We start from the raw sequence: 20,635 nt of genomic DNA, 5'->3' as shown, positions 1-20,635 counted from the left end.
GTAGTTGACATGTGACGCTCGATACCAACACCGCAGGCGGGGGTCCCCTGCGCGGGTGCATGCCTCACACTGGTGTCCCGTGAGTCCCCACCGAACCGCCTCCGCGCGTGTCGTCCTGCTCGCGGGCCCCTCCGGCTCCGGCAAGTCGTCGCTCGCCGCCCGCGCGGGCCTGCCCGTGCTCCGTCTCGACGACTTCTACAAGGAGGGCGACGACCCGACGCTGCCTCTGGTGGCGGGCAGTTCGGACATCGACTGGGACTCCGCCCTGTCCTGGGACGCCGACGCGGCGGTGGCCGCGATCCTGGAGCTGTGCCGTACGGGCCGTACGACCGTCCCGGTCTACTCGATCGCCACCAGCTCCCGCGTCGACACGGAGACGCTCGACATCGGCCGCACGCAACTGTTCATCGCCGAGGGCATCTTCGCGGCGGACGTCGTGGCGCGCTGTGAGGAGTTGGGGGTGCTGGCCGACGCGCTGTGTCTGCGGGGCCGCCCGTCGACGACGTTCCGCCGGCGGCTGCTGCGGGATCTGCGCGAGGGCCGGAAGTCGGTGGCGTTCCTGCTGCGGCGCGGCTGGCGGCTGATGCGCGCGGAGCGCGGCATCGTCGGCCGGCAGACGGCGCTGGGGGCGTATCCGTGCGCCAAGGCGGAGGCGCTGGGCCGGATCGCCAACGCCGCGGCGGGCAGCACCCGTCCCCGTACGGCTCCTGCCGACCGCTCCACGCCGGTCCGCCCGCGCACGGAGGCCGCCGAGCGCCGGGCGGATCCCCGGGTCGGCTGAGAAGCCCCGGAAAGCGCGAAGACCGGACAGGCCCCCCAGCCTGTCCGGTCCTGCTTGTGGTGCACCCCCGTGCCCCCGGTGTTGCTCCTGCCGTCTCCCCCGAAACGGCAGCCCCTCCCCCGGTCCCCCCACTCTCCCCCGGTGTTTCCCCCGGTGTTGCTCCCCCTCGGGTGTTGCTCCCCCCGCTGCCTTCAGGCCACCAGCTCGCCGAAGGACTCTTCCTCGTCACGTCCGAAGCTGAGGACCTCGTCCTCGCGCAGCCGGCGGAGCGACCGCCAGATGCTCGACTTCACCGTGCCGACACTGATGTCGAGGATGTCCGCGATCTCGGGATCGGTGCGGCCCTCGTAGTAGCGCAGCACCAGCATCGTGCGCTGCGTCTCGGGAAGGCGCGAGAGCGCCTGCCAGAGCACCGTGCGCAGCTCCGTGCCGCGCATCGCGTCGGTGTCGCCGACCGTCTCCGGCAGCTCCTCCGTCGGGTACTCGTTGAGCTTGCGCCTGCGCCACGCGCTGATGTGCAGGTTGGTCATCGTGCGGCGGAGATAGCCGCCGACGGCCGCCTTGTCGCTGATCCGGTCCCAGGCGCGGTAGGTGGAGAAGAGCGCGCTCTGGAGCAGGTCCTCGGCCTCGAAGCGGTCGCCGGTCAGGTGGTAGGCGGTGGCGTACAGAGAGGCCCGGCGCTCCTGGACGTAGGCGGTGAACGCCGTCTCGGCGTCCATGGCCTCCGTCACGGTGGTGCGCTCCCCCGTGGCCTCTCCGTACGCCGCGCCCTCGCTCCCCCGAGCCTTGGCGTCGTCCGCCGTGGGCTGCTGCGCCGCGTCGACCACCGCGATGTACGGCGGCCTGTGCTGGCGCCCGGCGCCGCGAACGCACCCCCGCCCGTTCACGGCGCCGGACTTCTCGATGCTCCGTGCGACGTCGTGGAGTCGCGTGATTACTGCGCTTGAGGTCGTGCTGTGCAGTGAGTTCATCTCGCGCCCCCCGTCGGCTGGAGTCTGTGACTTTTCCGTCTGCCCAAGAGACTGCCGGGCCAGTTTCATGGGCCTGTCCGCCGACTGTCACAGGCCTGTCACAGGGGTTCCGGACCTTGGCGGGAGATGTGGTGGAACTGTGGGAGCGCTCCGACTGTCGAACTGTGGTCCCCCAATGGGCCAGAATGACCTCTGTGCCTTTCCTGTTGCTGATCGAGGACGACGACGCCATCCGCACGGCCCTCGAACTCTCGTTGTCACGCCAGGGCCACCGAGTGGCCACTGCGGCGACGGGAGAGGACGGCCTGAATCTGCTGCGAGAACAGCGGCCAGACCTGATCGTTCTGGATGTGATGCTGCCTGGTATTGACGGTTTCGAGGTGTGCCGCCGGATCCGGCGGACCGACCAGTTGCCGATCATTCTGCTCACCGCGCGCAGTGACGACATCGACGTGGTCGTCGGGCTTGAGTCCGGCGCGGACGACTATGTGGTCAAGCCCGTGCAGGGCCGGGTGCTCGACGCCCGTATCCGGGCCGTCCTGCGGCGCGGGGAGCGGGAGTCGACCGATTCGGCGACCTTCGGCAGCCTGGTCATCGACCGTTCGGCGATGACGGTGACGAAGAACGGTGGGGACCTCCAGCTCACGCCGACCGAGCTGCGGCTGCTCCTGGAGCTGAGCCGGCGGCCCGGACAGGCGCTGTCCCGGCAGCAGTTGCTGCGGCTGGTGTGGGAGCACGACTATCTCGGCGATTCGCGGCTGGTCGACGCCTGTGTGCAGCGGCTGCGCGCGAAGGTGGAGGACGTGCCGTCGTCGCCGACGCTGATCCGTACGGTGCGGGGCGTGGGCTACCGGCTGGACGCGCCTTCGTGAGCAGCGAGGAACCCACAGCCGGCGGTTCCACGGACGCGCAGGAGGCGGCGGAAGGCGCCGAGGGCTCGGGCGCGGATGGGGCGGGTGCCACGGACGGAGCGGCCCGGCGGCGTTCGCGGAAGAGGGCCTTCCTCGCCGGGCTGCGCTGGACGAGCCTGCGGCTGCGGCTCGTCGTCGTCTTCGGGGCCGTCGCGCTGACCGCCGCCGTCTCGGCGTCCGGCATCGCGTACTGGCTCAACCGCGAGTCGGTGCTCTCCCGTACGCAGACTGCCGCGCTCAAGGAGTTCAAGCAGGAGATGCGGGACAAGGCCGCGCAGTTGCCGCTGCGGCCGACCCAGCCCGAACTGGAGTACGCGGCGCAGCGGATGGCCAAGAGCAGCGGCACGGGCTTCAGCGTGGTGCTGATAGGTGAGCGCGCCGAGGACAAGCCGGTGGCCGGGGTCTCCGACCAGGACGAGTTCACGCTGGACGACGTGCCCCAGTCGCTGCGTACGGCGGTGAACGAACGGCAGAAGGTCACCTCGGGCAACACCTCGCCGTACCACGTCTTCTGGCAGCGCACCCAGCGTGGCCAGACCCCCTATCTGGTCGGCGGCACGCGGATCGTCGGCGGCGGGCCGACGGGTTACGTCTTCCTCTCCCTCGAACAGGAGAGGGAGGACCTGAACGCCCTCGCGTGGTCGCTGGCGATCGCGACCGGCCTCGCGCTCATCGGATCCGCGCTTCTCGCGCAGGCGGCGGCCTCGACCGTGCTGAAGCCGGTGCAGCGGCTCGGAGACGCGGCGCGGCAGCTCGGCGAGGGCAAGCTCGACACCCGGCTGCGGGTGTCGGGGACGGACGAACTGGCCGATCTGTCGCGGACGTTCAACAACACCGCCGCCTCGCTCCAGAAGAAGATCGACGACATGAGCGCGCGTGAGGAGTCCAGCCGCCGCTTCGTCGCCGACATGTCGCACGAGCTGCGCACCCCGCTGACCGCCCTGACGGCGGTGACCGAGGTCCTGGAGGACGAGGCGGACACGCTCGATCCGATGATCGCGCCCGCCGTGACGCTGGTCGTGAGCGAGACCCGCAGGCTCAACGACCTGGTGGAGAACCTGATGGAGGTGACCCGCTTCGACGCGGGCACCGCGCGGCTCGTCCTCGACGACGTCGACGTCGCCGACCAGGTCACCGCCTGTATCGACGCGCGGGCCTGGCTGGACGCGGTGGAGCTGGACGCCGAGCGCGGCATGATGGCCCGCCTCGATCCGCGCCGGCTCGATGTGATCCTGGCGAATCTGATCGGCAACGCGCTCAAGCACGGCGGTTCGCCGGTGCGGGTCTCGGTGCGCTCGGTCGGCGGGGAGCTGGTCATCGAGGTACGGGACAACGGGCCGGGCATTCCGCAGGACGTACTGCCGCACGTCTTCGACCGCTTCTACAAGGCGAGCGCGTCACGGCCGCGGTCCGAGGGCAGCGGGCTGGGTCTGTCCATCGCGATGGAGAACGCGCACATCCACGGAGGCGACATCACCGCGGCCAACGCCCCCGACGGCGGCGCGGTGTTCGTCCTGAGGCTGCCGCACGACGTCTCGCGGGAACCGGAGCACGGCGACATACGGGAAGAGGGGGGCGGGACGCAGTGAGGTCGAGGACACCGGCCGGCCGGTCTCTCGCCGTACTCGCGGGCGCGCTGGCGCTCGCGGGCGCCGTGGGCGGCTGCGGCATCAGGACGACCACGGTGCCGGTGGACGCGGGCGCGGCGCCCTCACGGGTGCCGTGCGAGGTGGCCGAGGGGAATCTGACCACCCAGGCGCAGCCGGGGGCCCCGGTGCGGGTCTATCTGGTGTGCGGGTCGGAGCTGGTGCCGGTGGAGCGCGCGGCGTCCATACCCGGCGAGAAGGCGCTCGGTGACCGGCTGCGGGTGGCACGGGCGCTCGTGGAGGAGCTGCTGGAGCAGCCGTCGTCCACGGAACGGGAGGCGGGCTTCACGACGTACGTACGCGGGCCGCTCCAGGTCTCCGGGGCGCGCGCGGGCGATCCGCCGGGCACGCTGCGGCTGAGCCGCCAGCCGGAGGATCTGCCGACGGCCGCGCTGGCGCAGATCGTGTGCACGCTGACCGAGGGCGCGGCGACGGACGGTTCGGTGGTGCTGGGCGGGCCGGGGGCGTACGGCGCGCGCGGGTACCGGTGCGACGACGAGACCAAGCGCCGCCCGGAGGCGGCCGTACCGACGACGGGTCCGCAGCCGTCCGCTTCCTGAGGAGGCGGGCACCTCAGGGGCCGGGTGTGCACCTTCCACGGAGGCCGGCAGACCCTCCGCGTGACACCCGTCTCACGTGGACCTCCATTTGGAACTCCCCGGAACCGATTCCGGCGGTGGCGGCGTCTTGGGGATCGTGCAGCGCCAAGGTCTGGGCGGCAGTGCCGCTTTCCGCTTCCGCGTGGCGGGGGTCATCCTCCTCCTCGTGCATCTGCTGCTCGTCGCGTGGCTGACGTTGCGCCCGCTGGACGTGGTGTGGATGACCGCGGCGAACTTCCAGCCGCTGGCGGGCATCAAGGCCGATCTCGCCCTCGGGCCGCTCCAGGCGGCCCGGCGGATCGGTGAGGGACTTCTGCTGCTGGCCCCTCTCGGGGTTCTCCTGCCCATGGCGGGCGGCAAGCTGACCGTCTCACCGCTGGGCTCGCTGGCCCGCACGATGGCCGCCGGGGCGTTCATCTCGCTGGCGATCGAACTTCTCCAGACCGGCATCCCCGGTCAGGTCGTCGACGTGGACTCGCTGCTGCTCAACACGGTCGGGGTCGGGATCGCGCATCTGCTGGTGGTCCCCGCGGGACGGGCCAGGCTGCGGCGCGTACGGACCCGCAGGCGCGGGGTGTCAAGGGCGCCGGCCCGGCGGAAGGCGGGGGGCGTGGACGAGGGCACCCTGCGGGAGGAGTCTCCCCAGGGGACGACCCCGACGATTACCAGGGTCGGTATCGCCCCGTAGAGCGACGCTTTGTCCGGCGCCTCCGGGTCACCATTGAGTCATCGGGAGCACAACGAGAGGCTCCCTCCACGGACTCATTGAGGAGCCCATCATGTCCGCGATTGCCCGTCCCCGTGAGGGTCGCATGATCGGTGGAGTGTGCGCGGCGCTGGCACGGCGCTTCGGCACCTCCGCGAACACGATGCGTGTGATCTTCCTGGCCTCGTGCCTGCTGCCCGGCCCGCAGTTCCTGCTCTACCTCGCGCTGTGGGTGTTCCTGCCGAGCCAGAAGAGCGCGACGCACACGGCTTGGTAAAACGGTTGTACACACAACGGCGGGACTTCACCCGGTGAACCGGGTGAAGTCCCGCCGTTGTGTGTACGGACGTCCTACTGGCCCAGTGTGCCGACCGGGAGGCCGCCCAGCAGGCCGGTGAGGGGGTTGGCGGCCGTGATGGCCGAGAGGGCCACGGGGGCGGTCTGCTGGACCGTACCGACGGCGCTGCCGAGCGCGGCACGGGTGGCGGTCACGCCCTCGGCGGTGCCGTCGGGGAGGCCGCCGGTCAGGGACTCCGTCGGCAGGCTCTTGGTGATGCTGTCCAGAGGGCCGCCGGCGTCCGGAACAGCGGGCGCGGGGGCGGCGGACGCGCTACCGGCTGCGGTGGCGGCGAATGCGGCACCGAGGGCGGCGACGCCGAGAGTCTTGGCAGCGGTCTGCTTCATGACAGTTTTCGTCCCTTGGGGAATCGGGAATGCGAGCGGCTCCGCAAGTTAGCCATCGCCGCCCACCGTCCGCAAACACCTTGAGGCGGACCGGAGATCGTGTCCCGGCCCGCCTCAGTGGAACGGTGGTTGACCTGCTCAGACCGAAGACTCGCTGGTCGCAGCGGTCTGCTTGAACAGCCATTCGGATTTCAACTCGGCATATCCGGGCTTGATCACGTCGTTGATCATGGCCAGTCGTTCATCGAAAGGAATGAATGCTGATTTCATCGCATTGACCGAGAACCACTGCATGTCGTCGAGCGTGTAACCGAACGCCTCGGTCAGCAGCTCGAATTCACGGCTCATGCTCGTACCGCTCATGAGCCGGTTGTCCGTGTTCACGGTCGCCCGGAAATGCAGTTTGCGCAGCAGGCCGATGGGGTGTTCGGCGATGGAGGCGGCGGCGCCGGTCTGGAGGTTGGAGCTGGGGCACAGCTCCAGCGGGATGCGCTTGTCGCGTACGTAGGAGGCGAGCCTGCCCAGTGTCACCGAGCCGTCGTCGGCGACCTCGATGTCGTCGATGATGCGCACGCCGTGGCCGAGCCGGTCGGCGCCGCACCACTGGAGGGCCTGCCAGATCGACGGGAGGCCGAAGGCCTCGCCCGCGTGGATGGTGAAGTGGTTGTTCTCGCGCTTCAGGAACTCGAACGCGTCGAGGTGGCGGGTGGGCGGGAAGCCCGCCTCCGCGCCGGCGATGTCGAAGCCGACGACGCCCGAGTCCCGGTAGCGGTTGGCCAGTTCGGCGATCTCCAGGGCGCGGGCCGCGTGCCGCATCGCGGTCAGCAGGGCGCCCACGCGGATCCGCCGGCCTGCCTGGCGGGCGCGGGCCTCGCCCTCCTTGAAGCCCTCGTTGACCGCCTCCACGACCTCTTCGAGGCTGAGACCGCCCTCCAGGTGCTGCTCGGGGGCGTACCGCACCTCCGCGTAGACGACGCCGTCCGCCGCCAGGTCCTCGGCGCACTCGGCGGCGACCCTGACGAGCGCGTCGCGGCTCTGCATGACGGCACAGGTGTGCGCGAAGGTCTCCAGATACCGCTCCAGCGAGCCCGAGTCGGCCGCTTCGCGGAACCAGAGGCCGAGCTTGTCGGGCTCGGTCTCGGGCAGGCCCTCGTAGCCCGCCACGCGGGCGAGTTCGACGATCGTGCCGGGGCGCAGGCCCCCGTCGAGATGGTCGTGGAGGAGCACCTTGGGGGCGCGGCGGATCTGGTCGGCGGTCGGCGGTCGGTAGGTCTGGCTCGTCATCTCAGCACCTTAACGCCTACGCGCGTAGATCACCTCTCGCCGATACGTAACAGTGACCGTGCGTACGGGTGGTGTACACCTCACCTTCTGAGACTGTTCTGCCATGGGACAGCGGGCAGTTCCCGACCCCGGCGGACGCACGCCGTGGCGGGGCGCGGGGGTTCTCGGGCGTCGTACGGAGCCGCGCGCACGGCTGGGGCGGGCCTTCTCCGCGCCGACCTCGCCACCGGAGGTGGGCGGGGTCGTTCTCGTACTGCCACCGGGCGAGCCCGTATCGGCACGCGGGCCCTCCACCGTCGCCTACGCGTCGATGCTGCCGCTTGCACGGACGCTGGCGCGCGCCGGTGCGCGCGAGGGGCTGCTGGTGCACATGGTGCGCTACCGCTCGCGCGGCTGGAACGGCGCCGACGCGCAGCTCTCGGCCGACGCCGGGTGGGCGGCGGAGGAGGTCGTACGGCGCTACGGCGATGTGCCGGTCTGTCTGGCCGGGCACGGCATGGGCGCACGCGCCGCGCTGCGTGCCGCCGGGCACCCGGCCGTCAACTCGGTGCTGGCGATGGCGCCCTGGCTGCCGGAGGGGGCGGCGGGCGGCGAGCCGGAGCCGGTCACGCAGCTCGCGGGGCGGCAGGTGCTGATCGTGCACGGCACCGACGACGAGCGCAGCGACCCCGAACTGTCCTACCGGCTGGCGGAACGCGCCAGGAAGGCCAACCGGTGCACCTGCCGCTTCGAGGTGCACTCCGACGGGCACGCGCTGCGCCAGCACCACGGTGAAGTCCTGGCGCTGGCGGTGGACTTCGTCCTGGGGGCGCTGCTCTCGCACGCGTACTCGCGGCCCGTCACCGACGCGCTGGCCGCGCCGCCGCCGCTGGGGCTGCGAATGCCGCTCGCGGCGGGGTTCGGGCGGTCGCTGCGGCCGTAGGTACGGATGTCTCCGCGGCCGGAGTGACGCCAACTCGCCTCAGTCGGGCAGCAGATGGCCCCGGCGGGAGAGCAGGAAGCGCTTGAAGGCGGCCACCGGCGGGGTGTCCGGGTGGCCGTCGAGCCAGGCGACGCCGACCTCGCGTACGGCGCGTGGCGCGGTGACCGTCAGCTCCACGACGCCGGGGCGGGCCACCGCCGGGGGCGGCAGCAGCGCGACGCCGAGGCCCGCCGCGACCAGGCCGCGCAGGGTCTCGGCCTCCTCGCCCTCGAAGGCGACGCGGGGCCGGAACCCGGCGGCCTCGCAGAGGTCGTCGGTGATACGGCGCAGCCCGTAACCCGGCTCCAGGGTCACGAACGTCTCGTCGGCCGCCTCGGCGAGGCGGATGCGTCTGCGGCCCGCCAGGCGGTGGTCGTCGGGGACGACGAGGCGCAGCCGCTGTTCGTCCAGCCGGCGGGCCACCAGGTCGGGGGCCTCGGGGATCGGGGAGGTGAGGCAGAGGTCCAGCTCGCCCGCCCGGAGGCGTTCGAGCATCGCCTCGCCGTAGTTCTGGACGAGTTGGAAGCGGACGCGCGGATGGTCGGCGCGGAAGGCACGGATCAGTTCGGGGACGGTCTCGGAGCCCATCGTGTGCAGAAAGCCGAAGGCGACCTTGCCGGAGGCGGGGTCGGCGTCGGCCCGTACGGATTCGGCCGCCCTCTCGACCTCGGCGAGCGCGCCTTCTACTGAGGTGAGGAAGGTGCGTCCGGCGGGGGTGAGCGAGACGGTACGGCCCTTGCGGGCGAACAGGGCGATGCCCAGGTCCTGTTCGAGCCGGACCATCGCGCGCGAGAGCGTGGACTGGGGGACGTTCATGTCGTGCGCGGCGCGGGTGACGTGCTCGTGGCGCGCGACACCCGCGAACTGGGCGAGGCGGGGCGCCAGCAGGGCGGACCAGGACTCGGGGTCGAGGTCGGCGGCGGGTGCCGGGGGCGGTGCCGGTGCCGGGGACGACGGTGCGATGTCTTGTGCGTAACTGCTTGATGACAGCCGGGGCCGGGGCCTGCGTTGATGCGTCATGGGAACGATTATGACGATTCCATGCATTGGACGCATGAGGTCGGGCTCCGTACGTTCGTCGTATGGCCCACGTCAGTACAGAGGCACCCGTCACCACGGGTGCCCTCGCCTCCGCGTCCGCAGAACCTCCGACGACCGAACCCCTGACGCCCGGCCGCCCCGGCTACCGCCGGATGAGCTTCGCTCTCTTCGCCGCCGGGGTCGCCGCCTTCGCGCTGCTCTACTCCACCCAGGCACTGCTGCCCGCCATCACCGCCGACTTCGGTGTGACGGCGGGCGCGGCCAGCTGGACGGTGTCGGCGGCCACGGGCGCGCTGGCGCTGTTCGTCCTGCCGCTCAGCGCGCTGTCCGAGCGCTTCGGCCGGCGGACGCTGATGACGGTGTCCCTGACGGTCGCGGTGGTCGTCGGGCTGCTCGTGCCGTTCGCGCCGAACCTTGAGTGGCTGATCGCGCTGCGCGCGGTCCAGGGCGCCGCGCTGGCCGGGCTGCCCGCCTCCGCGATGGCGTATCTCGCGGAGGAGGTACGGCCCAAGGCGCTGGTCGGCGCGATCGGGCTGTTCGTCGCGGGCAACAGCATCGGCGGCATGAGCGGGCGCATCGTGGCGGGCTGGATCAGCCAGCTGTGGGGCTGGCGGGCCGGGCTCGCGGCGGTCGGGCTGATCGCCCTGGTGTGCGTGGTGGTCTTCCGCGTACTGCTGCCCAGGGCCCGCAACTTCCGTCCGGGGACGCTGAATCCGCGCGCGCTGGCCAGGACCGTCGGCGGTCATCTGGCCGATCCGCTGCTGCGCAGGCTGTACGCGATCGGCGCGCTGTTCATGACCGTGTTCGGCGCGGTCTACACGGCGATCGGATTCCGGCTCGTGGAGGCGCCGTTCAACCTCCCGCAGGGCGTGATCGGTTCGATCTTCCTGGTCTATCTGGTCGGTACGGCCTCCTCGGCGGCGGCCGGGCAGCTGGTGGCCCGGCTGGGACGGCGCGGCGCGCTGTATCTGGCGGTCGGGACGACGGCGGCGGGGCTGCTGCTGTCGCTGGCGGATTCGCTCGGCGCCGTACTGCTGGGCCTGGTCCTGATCACGGCGGGCTTCTTCGCGGGCCACGCGGTGGCCTCGTCGGCGGTGAGCCGTACGGCGAAGACGGCCCGCGCGCAGGCGTCGGCGCTCTACCAGAGCGCGTACTACGTGGGCAGCAGCGCGGGCGGCACCCTGGGCGCCGTGGCGTTCCACGCGGGCGGCTGGGGCGCGACGGCGGCGCTCGGACTGCTCGCGGTGCTCGGTGTGGTCTCGGTGACGCTGTACGGGACGCACGCGGCCCGCGCCGAACGGCGCGCCCTCGCGGTGGCGGCGGGCCGGTAGGGGCTGCCGGGCACGGGGGCCGGCGGGCGTTGGGCTGCCGGGCACCCTCGAACGGGGTGGCACATCCTGCGCGGGACCAGGCAGTTTTCCCTGGGGCGCACCGATTGTCAGTGGGCTGCGGTAGCTTCCGGTGGACTGGTTCCAAGGGGGCGACTGGGGTGACCCGATGAGTGATCTGGCTACAACACAGGATCTTGATTCCCGGCTGGAGAAGCACAGGACGGAGCTGACCGGTTACTGCTACCGGATGCTGGGCTCCGCCTTCGAGGCCGAGGACGCGGTGCAGGACACGATGGTGCGCGCCTGGCGGAGCTTCGACCGGTTCGAGGGCCGGTCGTCGCTGCGCTCGTGGCTCTACCGCATCGCGACGAACGTGTGCCTCGACATGCTGAACGCGGGCAATCGCCGCGCCCGGCCGATGGATCTCACGGAGGCGACCCCGGTGTCCCAGGCGAAGCTGAACTCACGTCCGGAGGTCACCTGGCTGGAGCCGGTGCCCGACGGCCGGGTGCTGCCCTCGGTGGTCGACCCCGCGGAGACGGCCGTGGAGCGGGAGACGATCCGGCTCGCCTTCGTCGCAGCGCTCCAGCACCTGCCGCCGAAGCAGCGCGCCGTGCTGATCCTGCGCGAGGTGCTGGCGTGGAAGGCGAGCGAGGTGGCCGAGCTGCTGGAGACGACGGTCGCTTCGGTCAACAGCGCGCTCCAGCGGGCCCGCGCGACGATCGCCGAGTCCGAGCCGGCCTCGACCGACGCCTCGGACCCCCTGGACGAGGAGCAGAAGGAGCTGCTGGAGCGGTATGTGGCCGCGTTCGAGGGCTATGACATGAAGGCGCTGACCGCTCTCCTCCACGAGGACGCGACGCTCTCCATGCCCCCGTACGACCTGTGGCTGCGCGGGCACGACGACATCGTGGGCTGGATGCTCGGTGTCGGCGAGGTCTGCCGCGGTTCCCGGCTGGTGCCGACGGTCGCCAACGGCACGCCCGCGTTCGCGCACTACCACCCGAGCCCGGACGGCGACGGGTATGTGCCGTGGGCGCTCATGGTCATCGAGATCGAGGAGGGCAAGGTCACGGGGATCACCTCGTTCCTGGACACCGAGCGGTGGTTCCCGCTGTTCGACCTCCCCGCGCGGTTGGAGAAGGACGCGAGCTGAGGCCCGTCCGGCGCCCTTCCCGGCCGCCCTTCCCCGCAGGATCCGCAGCGGTCGGCGCCCCCGCCGTTTGCCCCTGGCCGAACCGCGGACCATGGTGGAAGGGTCAGGTCAAGGGGACGGGAAGGGGCCGATGACACGAATCGAACCCGAGGGTGACGGCCAGGTGCCGTGGCCGGAGGACCCCGCCGCTGACGCGGCCACGGACGGAACCGCCGCCGTGGCCGGTTGCGCGTCGCCCGCCATGGACGACGCACTGGTGAAGTGGGCGTTCACCCAGTCCCCGGCCACGGCCGCGCTGTACGACATCCATTTGCGGCTGCGCCTGGCGACCACCCGCATGGAACGTGTGATGGGCCTGTCCGAGGGGGCCATGCGGGGGCAGCGGGTGACGGAGATCCTGGTCGACCCCCAGAGCGAGCGGACCGAAGAGCACATGCGCCGGGTGCTGGAGACCGGCGAGGAGGGGCAGCTTCAGGTGTCCCTGCGGCTGCCGGGCCACAAGCGCGAGAGCGTCTGGACGATTTCCCTCGCCCCCGTACGGGACACCGGGGGGACGGTGCGAGGAGTGATCCTCTCCGCGCAGGACGTGACCGAAGAAGTCCAGGCGCGGGACATGCTGGCACTGATCAACGAGGCCAGCGTCCGCATCGGCTCCACCCTGGATCTCACGCGCACGGCGCAGGAGCTGGCCGATGTGTCCGTCCCCCGGCTGGCCGACTTCGTCACCGTCGACCTGCTCCCCTCCATCGAAGGCGGCGAGGACCCCCGTGCCGAGCCGCCGAGGTCTGTGAAGCTGCGCCGGGTCGCCTGCCAGTCCGTTCTGGAGGGCTGCCCCGAGGCCGTGGTCCAGCGCGGCTCGATCGCTCCCTACCCGGACGCCTCACCCGCCGCCGAGTGCCTGGCCACGGGCCGGCCGCTGATACGGCAAGTGAACCCCGCCGCCCTGGGCGCATGGGAGCGCGATGCCCCGGACCGGGCCGACCGGGTGCGGAAGTACGGCTTCCACTCGGTGCTGGCGGTCCCCATGCGGGCCCGCGGTATCACCCTCGGCGTGGTCGCCTTCTCCCGCCACCGGCGCCCAGAGCCCTTCGAACAGGACGACCTGCTGCTGGCCGAGGAGATCACCGCCAGGGCCGCGGTCTGCATCGACAACGCCCGCCGTTACGGACGCGAGCGCCGCACCTCCCTCACCCTGCAACAGAGTCTCCTGCCAAGACGGCTGCCCAAGCAGGCGGCCGTCGAGCTGGCCTCCCGCTATCTGCCCGCGAGCGCACAGGCCGGCGTCGGCGGTGACTGGTTCGACGTGATCCCGCTCTCCGGCGCCCGCGTCGCCCTGGTCGTCGGCGACGTGGTCGGCCACGGCATCCAGGCGTCGGCCGCCATGGGGCGGCTGCGCACCGCCGTCCGTACCCTGGCCGACGTCGATCTGCGGCCCGACGAACTGCTGACCCATCTGGACGATCTCGTCATCCACCTGGCCGCCGAGACCAACAGCGCGGACCCCCCTTCCGGCGACATCGGCGCCACCTGCCTGTACGCGGTCTACGACCCGGTCTCCCGGCTCTGCACCCTGGCCCGGGCCGGGCATCCGGAACCGGCGCTGATCACCCCGGACGGCGCCGTGGAATTCCTCGACGTCCCGGCGGGCCCGCCCCTGGGCCTCGGCGGGATGCCCTTCGAGGCCACCGAGCTGACGCTGCCCGAGGGAAGCGTCCTCGCGCTCTACACCGACGGACTCGTCCGCTCCCGTGACCGGGGCATCGACGAGAGTCTCGCCATGCTGCGAGAGGTGCTGGGGCAGCCGGCCGAGTCCTTGGAGAGCAGGTGCGACGCCGTCCTCCAAGCGCTCATCCCGGACCGCCCGGCGGACGACGTGGCGCTGCTGATGGCCCGTACGCGCGCCCTGGACACGGCCCATGTGGCCACCTGGGAGGTGCCGCGCGAGGCCAGCGCCGTCGCCAGGACCCGTAAGGACGCCTGCCAGCAGCTGGACGCCTGGGGCCTGGACGAGGCGGCTTTCATCACCGAGCTGGTCGTCAGCGAACTCGTCACCAACGCGATCCGGTACGGCGAGACGCCTATCCGGCTGCGCCTGATCCGCGACCGGAACCTCCTCATCGAGGTCTCCGACGGCAGCAGCACCGCCCCGCACCTGCGCCGGGCCCGCAGCTCCGACGAGGGCGGCCGTGGGCTGCTCCTGGTCGCCCAGCTCACACAGGGCTGGGGGACCCGCCAGACGTACACGGGCAAGACGATCTGGGCGGAGCAGGATCTCACCCCCGACTGACGCACACGGCGTTCGCCGCGTGCGGGCCGAGAGCCCCGCGACCGGGCGGATCGGGGCCCGTGTCGACCGAGCCACCGCAGGCGTCGACGGGCCGGACGATGTCCGTCAGCCCCACCAGCTCCAGCAGCAGAAGCAGCTCGGGGCCCGCGCCCCGCAGCCGGATCCGGCAGCCGTGCCTGCGGGCGACGAGCTGGAGTCTGGCCAGGGCGTTCACGGTGGCCACGGTCGGCCGCCCGAGCGCGCCGACGTCGCAGATCGCGTCGGTGGCGTCGCTGTCTCTCAGCCGTGCGGCCAGCTGGTCGCAGAGCTGAGGGACATCGGCCGCGGTGATCGGTCCGCGCAGGGCGAGGAGGATCGTCTGGGTGGCTTCCACACCCAATGAGACCGGCGCGCGGGCCGTAACTCATCGCGGTGCGACGGCAGTCGGGCGACTGCGACGGCTGTCAGGCGATCCGGTCGAGGACGATCGGGGCGGCGGTGTACGCCGTCCCGGCCGGTGCGATGTCGTAGGCCGCCGTCAGCGATTCGACCGCGTAGTCGAACTTCTCGGGGGTGTCGGTGTGCAGCGTGAGCAGCGGCTGCCCCGCCGTCACCGGATCGCCCGGCTTGGCGTGCAGCTCGACGCCGGCGCCCGCCTGCACCACGTCCTCCTTGCGGGCGCGGCCCGCGCCCAGGCGCCAGGCGGCGACACCGATGTCGTAGGCGTCGAGCCGGGTCAGCACACCGGAGGACGGCGCGGTGATCACCTGGCGCTCGCGCGCCACCGGGAGCGCGGCGTCCGGGTCGCCGCCCTGGGCCGTGATCATCCGGCGCCAGACGTCCATCGCCGAGCCGTCGGCCAGGGCCTTGGCCGGGTCGGCGTCCGGCAGACCGGCGGCGGCCAGCATCTCGCGGGCCAGGGCCAGCGTCAGCTCGACCACGTCGGCCGGGCCACCGCCCGCCAGGACCTCGACCGACTCGCGTACCTCCAGGGCGTTGCCCGCGGTGAGGCCGAGCGGGGTGGCCATGTCGGTGAGGAGCGCGACGGTGCGCACCCCGTGGTCGGTGCCGAGGCCGACCATGGTGGAGGCCAGTTCGCGGGCGTCCTCGACGGTCTTCATGAAGGCCCCGGAGCCGACCTTGACGTCCAGGACGAGTGAGCCGGTGCCCTCGGCGATCTTCTTGGACATGATCGAGGAGGCGATGAGCGGGATCGCCTCGACGGTGCCGGTGACGTCGCGGAGCGCGTACAGCTTCTTGTCGGCCGGGGCCAGACCGTCACCGGCGGCGCAGATCACGGCGCCGGCGGACGCCAGCACGTCCAGCATCTCGGCGTTGGAGATACGGGCGCGCCAGCCGGGGATGGCCTCCAGCTTGTCGAGGGTGCCGCCGGTGTGGCCGAGTCCGCGTCCGCTGAGCTGCGGTACGGCCGCGCCGCAGGCGGCCACCAGCGGGGCGAGCGGCAGCGTGATCTTGTCGCCGACGCCGCCCGTGGAGTGCTTGTCGGCGGTGGGACGGGAGAGCGAGGAGAAGTCCATGCGCTCGCCGGAGGCGATCATGGCGGCGGTCCAGCGGGCGATCTCCGTGCGGTTCATGCCGTTCAGCAGGATCGCCATGGCGAGGGCCGACATCTGCTCGTCGGCGACGTCACCGCGCGTGTAGGCGTCGATGACCCAATCGATCTGCTCGGGGCTCAGCTCACCGCGGTCCCGCTTGGTGCGGATGACGGAGATGACGTCCATGGTGATCCTTACGTTCTAGGAAAGGTGCTGCGGGCCGAAGGCCTGCGGCAGCATCCCGGAGAGCGGGAGGACCCCCTCCGGGGTGTCGAGCAGCAGGCCGGGGCCGCCGAATTCGTACAGCAGCTGGCGGCACCGGCCGCACGGCACCAGCAGCGCGCCCGCGCCGTCCACGCAGGTGAAGTGCGTGAGCCTGCCGCCGCCCGTCGTGTGCAGCGCCGAGACGAGTCCGCACTCGGCGCACAGGCCGAGGCCGTACGAGGCGTTCTCGACGTTGCAGCCGGTGACGGTCCGGCCGTCGTCCACCAGGGCGGCGGCGCCGACCGGGAATCCCGAATACGGCGCGTAGGCGCGGGACATGGCGTCACGGGCCGCCGCGCGAAGGGTCCCCCAGTCGAAGCCGGAACCCTCGGCGGCGAAGTCCGTAACCGTCATGTGCCCTGCCCTCTTCGATAGGTCATGCCGTTGGCCTTGGGCATCCTCAGCCGTTGCGCGGACAGCGCGAGGACGAGCAGCGTCGTCACATACGGGGCGGCGTCGACGAACTGGCTGGGCACCTGGTCCGTCAAGGCGTACCAGATGAACAGCAGCGCGGACACGACCGCCGATATCGCGGCGGAGACGAACTTGCGCTTGTAGAGCTGCCAGCCCACGACGAGCACCAGCAGGATCGCCAGCAGAAGCAGCATCGCGTGCACGTTCTCGGCGCCGCCGCGCAGCTTGAGGCTGTCGGTGAAGCCGAACAGACCGGCGCCCAGCGCCATTCCGCCCGGCATCCAGTTGCCGAAGATCATCGCGGCGAGACCGATGTAGCCGCGTCCGCCGGTCTGGTTCTCCTGGTAGATGCCGGTGGCGACGATGGCCAGGAACGCGCCACCGAGGCCGGCGAGTCCGCCGGAGACGGTGACGGCGATGTACTTGTACTTGTAGACGTTGACGCCCAGCGTCTCGGCCGCGATCGGGTTCTCACCGCAGGAGCGCAGGCGCAGTCCGAAGGACGTTCGCCACAGCACCCACCAGGTGCCCGGAATCAGCAGCAGGGCGACGATCGTCAGCAGGGACAGGCCCGTCACCAGACCGCCGAGCACTCCGGCGATGTCGGAGATCAGGAACCAGTGTTTCTGTTGGAGATCGGCCAACGCGTCGGCCAGTCCTGGAATGGTGATCTCGGTGATCGAATCGATGCGTGGGGACTGCTTGGAGGAGCCGCCCGGCTCGTTGGCGAAGGTGAAGTTGGAGAGGTAGCGGGTCACGCCGACGGCGAGGATGTTGATGGCCACACCGGAGACGATGTGGTTCACACCGAAGGTGACGGTGACGATCGCGTGCAGGAGGCCGCCGAGTGCCCCGCCGAGTATCCCGAACAGCACGCCGACCCAGGGGCCCCACTGGAATCCGGCCCAGGCGCCGAACCAGGTGCCGAGGACCATCATCCCTTCGAGCCCGATGTTGATGACGCCCGCGCGCTCGGCCCACAGACCGCCGAGTCCGGCGAGGCCGATGGGTACGGCGAGTTCGAGCGCGCCGGCCACCTGTCCTACGGAGGTGATGTCCTCGGCGCCGCTGATGAGCCGGACCAGGGAGATCAGGGCCAGTGCGCCGGAGATGATCAGCAGGATGACGGGCAGGGTGAGCTTGCGCCTCCCGCCGCCCTTCTTGGGAGCCGCGCTCGCTGCGGTAACGGTGCTGGTACTCACAGGGCAGCCCCCTTGTCACTCTTGGCGCTCGTGTCGCTCATGTCACTCGTGTCGCTCGTGGAACCGGCATCGGCCTCGGTCTTGATGGCGCCGCCCGCCGCGAGTTCCTCGCCGACCTTCTGCTGCTGGCGGCGGAGCCCGTAACGGCGGACCAGTTCGTAACTGACCACGACCGAGATCACGATCAGGCCCTGCATGATCGTCGCGATCTCCTTCTCGTACCCGAACTGGTCGAGAGAGGCGGACGACTTGTCGAGGAACGCGATCAGCAGCGCGCTGAACGCGATGCCCAGCGGGTGGTTGCGGCCCAGCAGCGCGATCGTGATGCCGGTGAAGCCGATACCGGTCGGGAAGTCGAGGCTGTACGTGTGGGTGTCGCCCAGCAGCGTCGGCATGCCGACCAGGCCCGCGACCGCGCCGGAGATCAGCATCGAGGTGAGGATCATCTTCTTGGCGTCGACGCCGGACGCCTGCGCGGCACTCTCGCTGGCGCCGGTGGCGCGCAGGTCGAAGCCGAAGCGGGTGCGGCCGAGGACGAACCAGTAGATGACACCGCAGAGCGCGGCGACGAAGGTGAAGCCGTAGATCTCACCGGCCTCGGCGCCCATGGACAGTCCGGGGAACCAGCCGGCCTCCGGGATCTCGCCGGTCGTCAGGTTGTTGGAGCCGGGGGGCTGCTCGCCGAAGTTCTTCGGCAGGATCAGCCAGGCGACGAGGCTGGTCGCGATCGAGTTGAGCATGATCGTGGAGACGACTTCGCTCACCCCGCGCGTGGTCTTGAGGATGCCCGCGATGCCGGACCAGAAGGCGCCGACGAGCATCGCGGTGATGACGATGAGCGCGATCTGGAGCGGTCCCGGCAGACTGACGCTGGCGCCGACGAGCGCCGCCATCATCGCGGCGAGGCGGTACTGGCCGTCGACCCCGATGTTGAAGAGGTTCATCCGGAAGCCGATGGCGACGGCGAGGGCGGCGAGATAGTACGTACCGGCCTGGTTGACGATCAGGACCTGCACGTCGACGTAGCTCGCCGACTCGAACATGATCCGGTACGGCTCCCACGGGTCGGTGCCCGAGGCGAGCAGCACCACCGTGGTCAGCGCGATGGCGACGACCAGGGCGAGCACCGGGCCGGCCAGGCCCAGTATCAGCCGGTCCTTGTCGAACTTCTTCATCAGGCCTCGTCCTCCGGGGCTGCCTCGAGATGGCCGGTCGCGGCGCCGGTCATGGCGGTGCCCAGCTCCTCCGGGGTGATGGTGGCGGGATCCGCGTCGGCGACGAGCCTGCCGCGGTACATCACGCGCAGGGTGTCGGAGAGTCCGATCAGCTCGTCCAGGTCGGCGGAGATCAGCAGCACCGCGAGCCCGTCGCGCCGGGCGGCCTTGATCTGGTCCCAGATCTGGGCCTGCGCGCCGACGTCGACGCCGCGCGTGGGGTGGGCGGCGATCAGCAGCTTCGGGAGGTGGCTCATCTCGCGGCCGACGATCAGCTTCTGCTGGTTGCCGCCGGAGAGGGAGGAGGCCGTGACGTCGATGCCGGGGGTGCGGACGTCGTACTCGACCACGATGCGCCGGGTGTCGGCACGGGCGGCCTTGGGGTCGAGGAGTCCGCGCCGGCTGTTGGGGCGCTCGGTGACATGGCCGAGGATGCGGTTCTCCCACAGGGGCGACTCCAGCAGCAGTCCGTGCCGGTGCCGGTCCTCGGGGATGTAGCCGATGCCGCTCTCGCGGCGTTCGCGGGTGGGCGCGTGCGAGATGTCGGCGGTGTCGAGGGTGATCACGCCGCCGTCCGGGTCGCGCAGGCCCATCAGCGTCTCGATCAGTTCGGTCTGGCCGTTGCCCTCGACGCCGGCTATGCCGAGGACTTCGCCCCGGTGGATGGTGAAGCCGATCTCGGAAAGCACCTCGCGTACGACGCCGTCGGGGTCGGTGACGGTGAGCCGCAGGTCCGCGACGTTGAGCACCGGCACGTCCGTGACGGTCGACTCGCGGGTCTCGGGCGAGGGGAGTTCGCTGCCGACCATCAGCTCGGCGAGCTGCTTGGTGGTGGTGTTCGCGGGGTCGGCCGTGCCCACGGTCGTACCGCGCCGGATGACGGTGATGTCGTCGGCGACGGACAGCACTTCGCCCAGCTTGTGCGAGATGAAGATGACGGTGAGGCCCTCGGCCTTGAGTTCGCGCAGGTTGTCGAAGAGGGCGTCGACCTCCTGCGGGACGAGCACCGCGGTGGGCTCGTCGAGGATGAGTATGCGGGCGCCGCGGTAGAGGACCTTGAGGATCTCCACGCGCTGGCGGTCGGCGACGCCGAGGTCTTCGACGTAGGCGTCGGGGCGGACCCCGAGGCCGTACGCGTCGGAGATCTCGGTGATCTTGTTCCGCGCACCCTGCCCGATGCCGTGCAGCTTCTCGGCCCCGAGAACGACGTTCTCCAGGACGGTGAGGTTGTCGGCCAGCATGAAGTGCTGGTGCACCATGCCGATGCCGCGCGTGATGGCGTCGGCCGGGCTGTTGAAGGTGACCTGGTCGCCGTCGACGGTGATGGTTCCCTCGTCCGGCTTCTGCATGCCGTAAAGGATCTTCATCAGGGTCGACTTGCCGGCACCGTTCTCACCGACGAGGGCGTGCACGGTGCCCTTGTTGATGGTGATGCCGATGTCGTGGTTGGCGACGACGCCGGGGAACCGCTTGGTGATGCCGTGCAGTTCTACGGCGGGCGGGCTGCTGGACGCGTTGATGACGCACTCTCCTTGGCCGGAAAGGACCGGAGGCGGGGCGGAGGGCAGGGCGGGGGTGAAGCTATCGCGCCGGAGGGGCGTCTACACGCGTAGCGCTGCCGAATCGTGAGCGTAGATCTTGCGGAGAA

19 protein-coding genes and 1 pseudogene are annotated in these 20,635 nt (G+C 71.0%); 10 read left to right on the top strand and 10 right to left on the bottom strand.

The window, feature by feature from the left end:
* Positions 1–11 precede the first annotated feature (11 nt).
* Positions 12–781 (top strand): annotated as a pseudogene (locus ACIBLA_RS01645) (uridine kinase).
* A gap of 191 nt (positions 782–972) precedes the next feature.
* Here ACIBLA_RS01645 and ACIBLA_RS01640 read toward each other — a convergent pair.
* On the bottom strand, positions 973–1,752 hold the full coding sequence (locus ACIBLA_RS01640) for a SigE family RNA polymerase sigma factor (RefSeq protein WP_363246279.1): 780 nt from the start codon (positions 1,750–1,752) through the stop codon (positions 973–975).
* A gap of 194 nt (positions 1,753–1,946) precedes the next feature.
* Between ACIBLA_RS01640 and afsQ1 the strand changes: the two genes are divergently transcribed.
* The 5 genes from afsQ1 (at position 1,947) to ACIBLA_RS01615 (ending at position 5,891) form a co-directional block, all read left to right on the top strand.
* Positions 1,947–2,624, top strand: a complete 678-nt coding sequence (gene afsQ1, locus ACIBLA_RS01635) for a two-component system response regulator AfsQ1 (protein WP_363246305.1) — start codon at positions 1,947–1,949, stop codon at positions 2,622–2,624.
* Positions 2,621–4,252, top strand: coding sequence for an ATP-binding protein (locus ACIBLA_RS01630; protein WP_399197500.1), 1,632 nt, complete (start codon positions 2,621–2,623; stop codon positions 4,250–4,252). Before afsQ1 ends, ACIBLA_RS01630 begins: the two co-directional genes overlap by 4 nt.
* A complete protein-coding gene (locus ACIBLA_RS01625) occupies positions 4,249–4,869 on the top strand; it encodes a hypothetical protein (RefSeq protein WP_363246278.1) in 621 nt (206 codons plus the stop codon). The genes ACIBLA_RS01630 and ACIBLA_RS01625 overlap by 4 nt, the downstream gene beginning before the upstream one ends.
* 136 nt (positions 4,870–5,005) lie before the next feature.
* Complete coding sequence (locus ACIBLA_RS01620; protein WP_363246303.1) at positions 5,006–5,596, top strand: VanZ family protein; 591 nt, start codon at positions 5,006–5,008, stop codon at positions 5,594–5,596.
* A 91-nt stretch (positions 5,597–5,687) separates the two neighbouring features.
* Complete coding sequence (locus tag ACIBLA_RS01615; protein ID WP_363246277.1) at positions 5,688–5,891, top strand: PspC domain-containing protein; 204 nt, start codon at positions 5,688–5,690, stop codon at positions 5,889–5,891.
* Between the two features lie 74 nt (positions 5,892–5,965).
* Here the strand turns inward: ACIBLA_RS01615 and ACIBLA_RS01610 are convergent, their stop codons facing one another.
* Positions 5,966–6,298 carry an ATP-binding protein gene (locus ACIBLA_RS01610; protein ID WP_363243723.1) on the bottom strand — a complete coding sequence of 111 codons (333 nt, stop codon included), beginning with the start codon at positions 6,296–6,298 and terminating at the stop codon, positions 5,966–5,968.
* A 138-nt stretch (positions 6,299–6,436) separates the two neighbouring features.
* Positions 6,437–7,582, bottom strand: coding sequence for an adenosine deaminase (locus ACIBLA_RS01605; protein ID WP_363243722.1), 1,146 nt, complete (start codon positions 7,580–7,582; stop codon positions 6,437–6,439).
* A 103-nt stretch (positions 7,583–7,685) separates the two neighbouring features.
* Here ACIBLA_RS01605 and ACIBLA_RS01600 point away from each other — a divergent pair, with 103 nt between their 5' ends.
* On the top strand, positions 7,686–8,504 hold the full coding sequence (locus ACIBLA_RS01600; protein ID WP_363243721.1) for an alpha/beta hydrolase: 819 nt from the start codon (positions 7,686–7,688) through the stop codon (positions 8,502–8,504).
* Between the two features lie 39 nt (positions 8,505–8,543).
* On the opposite strand, the gene ACIBLA_RS01595 is transcribed toward ACIBLA_RS01600, so the two are convergent.
* Positions 8,544–9,563: a LysR family transcriptional regulator gene (locus ACIBLA_RS01595; protein WP_363243719.1), complete on the bottom strand. Its 1,020-nt coding sequence runs from the start codon at positions 9,561–9,563 to the stop codon at positions 8,544–8,546.
* 62 nt (positions 9,564–9,625) lie between these two features.
* On the opposite strand from ACIBLA_RS01595, the gene ACIBLA_RS01590 reads away from it, so the two are divergent.
* The 3 genes from ACIBLA_RS01590 to ACIBLA_RS01580 all read left to right on the top strand — a co-directional run bounded on the left by ACIBLA_RS01590 (position 9,626) and on the right by ACIBLA_RS01580 (position 14,358).
* Positions 9,626–10,915, top strand: a complete 1,290-nt coding sequence (locus ACIBLA_RS01590) for an MFS transporter (RefSeq protein ID WP_363243718.1) — start codon at positions 9,626–9,628, stop codon at positions 10,913–10,915.
* A gap of 166 nt (positions 10,916–11,081) precedes the next feature.
* Positions 11,082–12,071 carry a sigma-70 family RNA polymerase sigma factor gene (locus ACIBLA_RS01585; RefSeq protein WP_363243717.1) on the top strand — a complete coding sequence of 330 codons (990 nt, stop codon included), beginning with the start codon at positions 11,082–11,084 and terminating at the stop codon, positions 12,069–12,071.
* Between the two features lie 130 nt (positions 12,072–12,201).
* On the top strand, positions 12,202–14,358 hold the full coding sequence (locus ACIBLA_RS01580; protein ID WP_363243716.1) for a SpoIIE family protein phosphatase: 2,157 nt from the start codon (positions 12,202–12,204) through the stop codon (positions 14,356–14,358).
* Here ACIBLA_RS01580 and ACIBLA_RS01575 read toward each other — a convergent pair.
* The 6 genes from ACIBLA_RS01575 to ACIBLA_RS01550 form a co-directional block, all read right to left on the bottom strand.
* On the bottom strand, positions 14,345–14,731 hold the full coding sequence (locus ACIBLA_RS01575; protein WP_399197499.1) for an STAS domain-containing protein: 387 nt from the start codon (positions 14,729–14,731) through the stop codon (positions 14,345–14,347). The genes ACIBLA_RS01580 and ACIBLA_RS01575 overlap by 14 nt on opposite strands.
* Before the next feature lie 70 nt (positions 14,732–14,801).
* The gene (locus tag ACIBLA_RS01570; protein WP_363243714.1) at positions 14,802–16,079 is read right to left on the bottom strand and encodes a thymidine phosphorylase; all 1,278 of its coding nucleotides are present in this window, start codon (positions 16,077–16,079) and stop codon (positions 14,802–14,804) included.
* A 15-nt stretch (positions 16,080–16,094) separates the two neighbouring features.
* Positions 16,095–16,511 (bottom strand): cytidine deaminase, encoded by a 417-nt coding sequence (locus ACIBLA_RS01565; protein ID WP_363243713.1) that lies wholly within the window; start codon positions 16,509–16,511, stop codon positions 16,095–16,097.
* A complete protein-coding gene (locus ACIBLA_RS01560; RefSeq protein WP_363243712.1) occupies positions 16,508–17,773 on the bottom strand; it encodes an ABC transporter permease in 1,266 nt (421 codons plus the stop codon). Before ACIBLA_RS01560 ends, ACIBLA_RS01565 begins: the two co-directional genes overlap by 4 nt.
* On the bottom strand, positions 17,770–18,948 hold the full coding sequence (locus tag ACIBLA_RS01555; RefSeq protein WP_363243711.1) for an ABC transporter permease: 1,179 nt from the start codon (positions 18,946–18,948) through the stop codon (positions 17,770–17,772). The genes ACIBLA_RS01560 and ACIBLA_RS01555 overlap by 4 nt, the downstream gene beginning before the upstream one ends.
* Positions 18,948–20,474: an ABC transporter ATP-binding protein gene (locus ACIBLA_RS01550; protein WP_399197582.1), complete on the bottom strand. Its 1,527-nt coding sequence runs from the start codon at positions 20,472–20,474 to the stop codon at positions 18,948–18,950. The genes ACIBLA_RS01555 and ACIBLA_RS01550 overlap by 1 nt, the downstream gene beginning before the upstream one ends.
* Positions 20,475–20,635 lie beyond the last annotated feature (161 nt).

It is taken from the genome of Streptomyces sp. NPDC050433 (assembly GCF_044458565.1).
Classification (GTDB): Bacteria; Actinomycetota; Actinomycetes; order Streptomycetales; family Streptomycetaceae; genus Streptomyces.
Note: the sequence above shows the minus strand (reverse complement) of the source record. Positions and strands in the feature narration are given on the sequence as shown.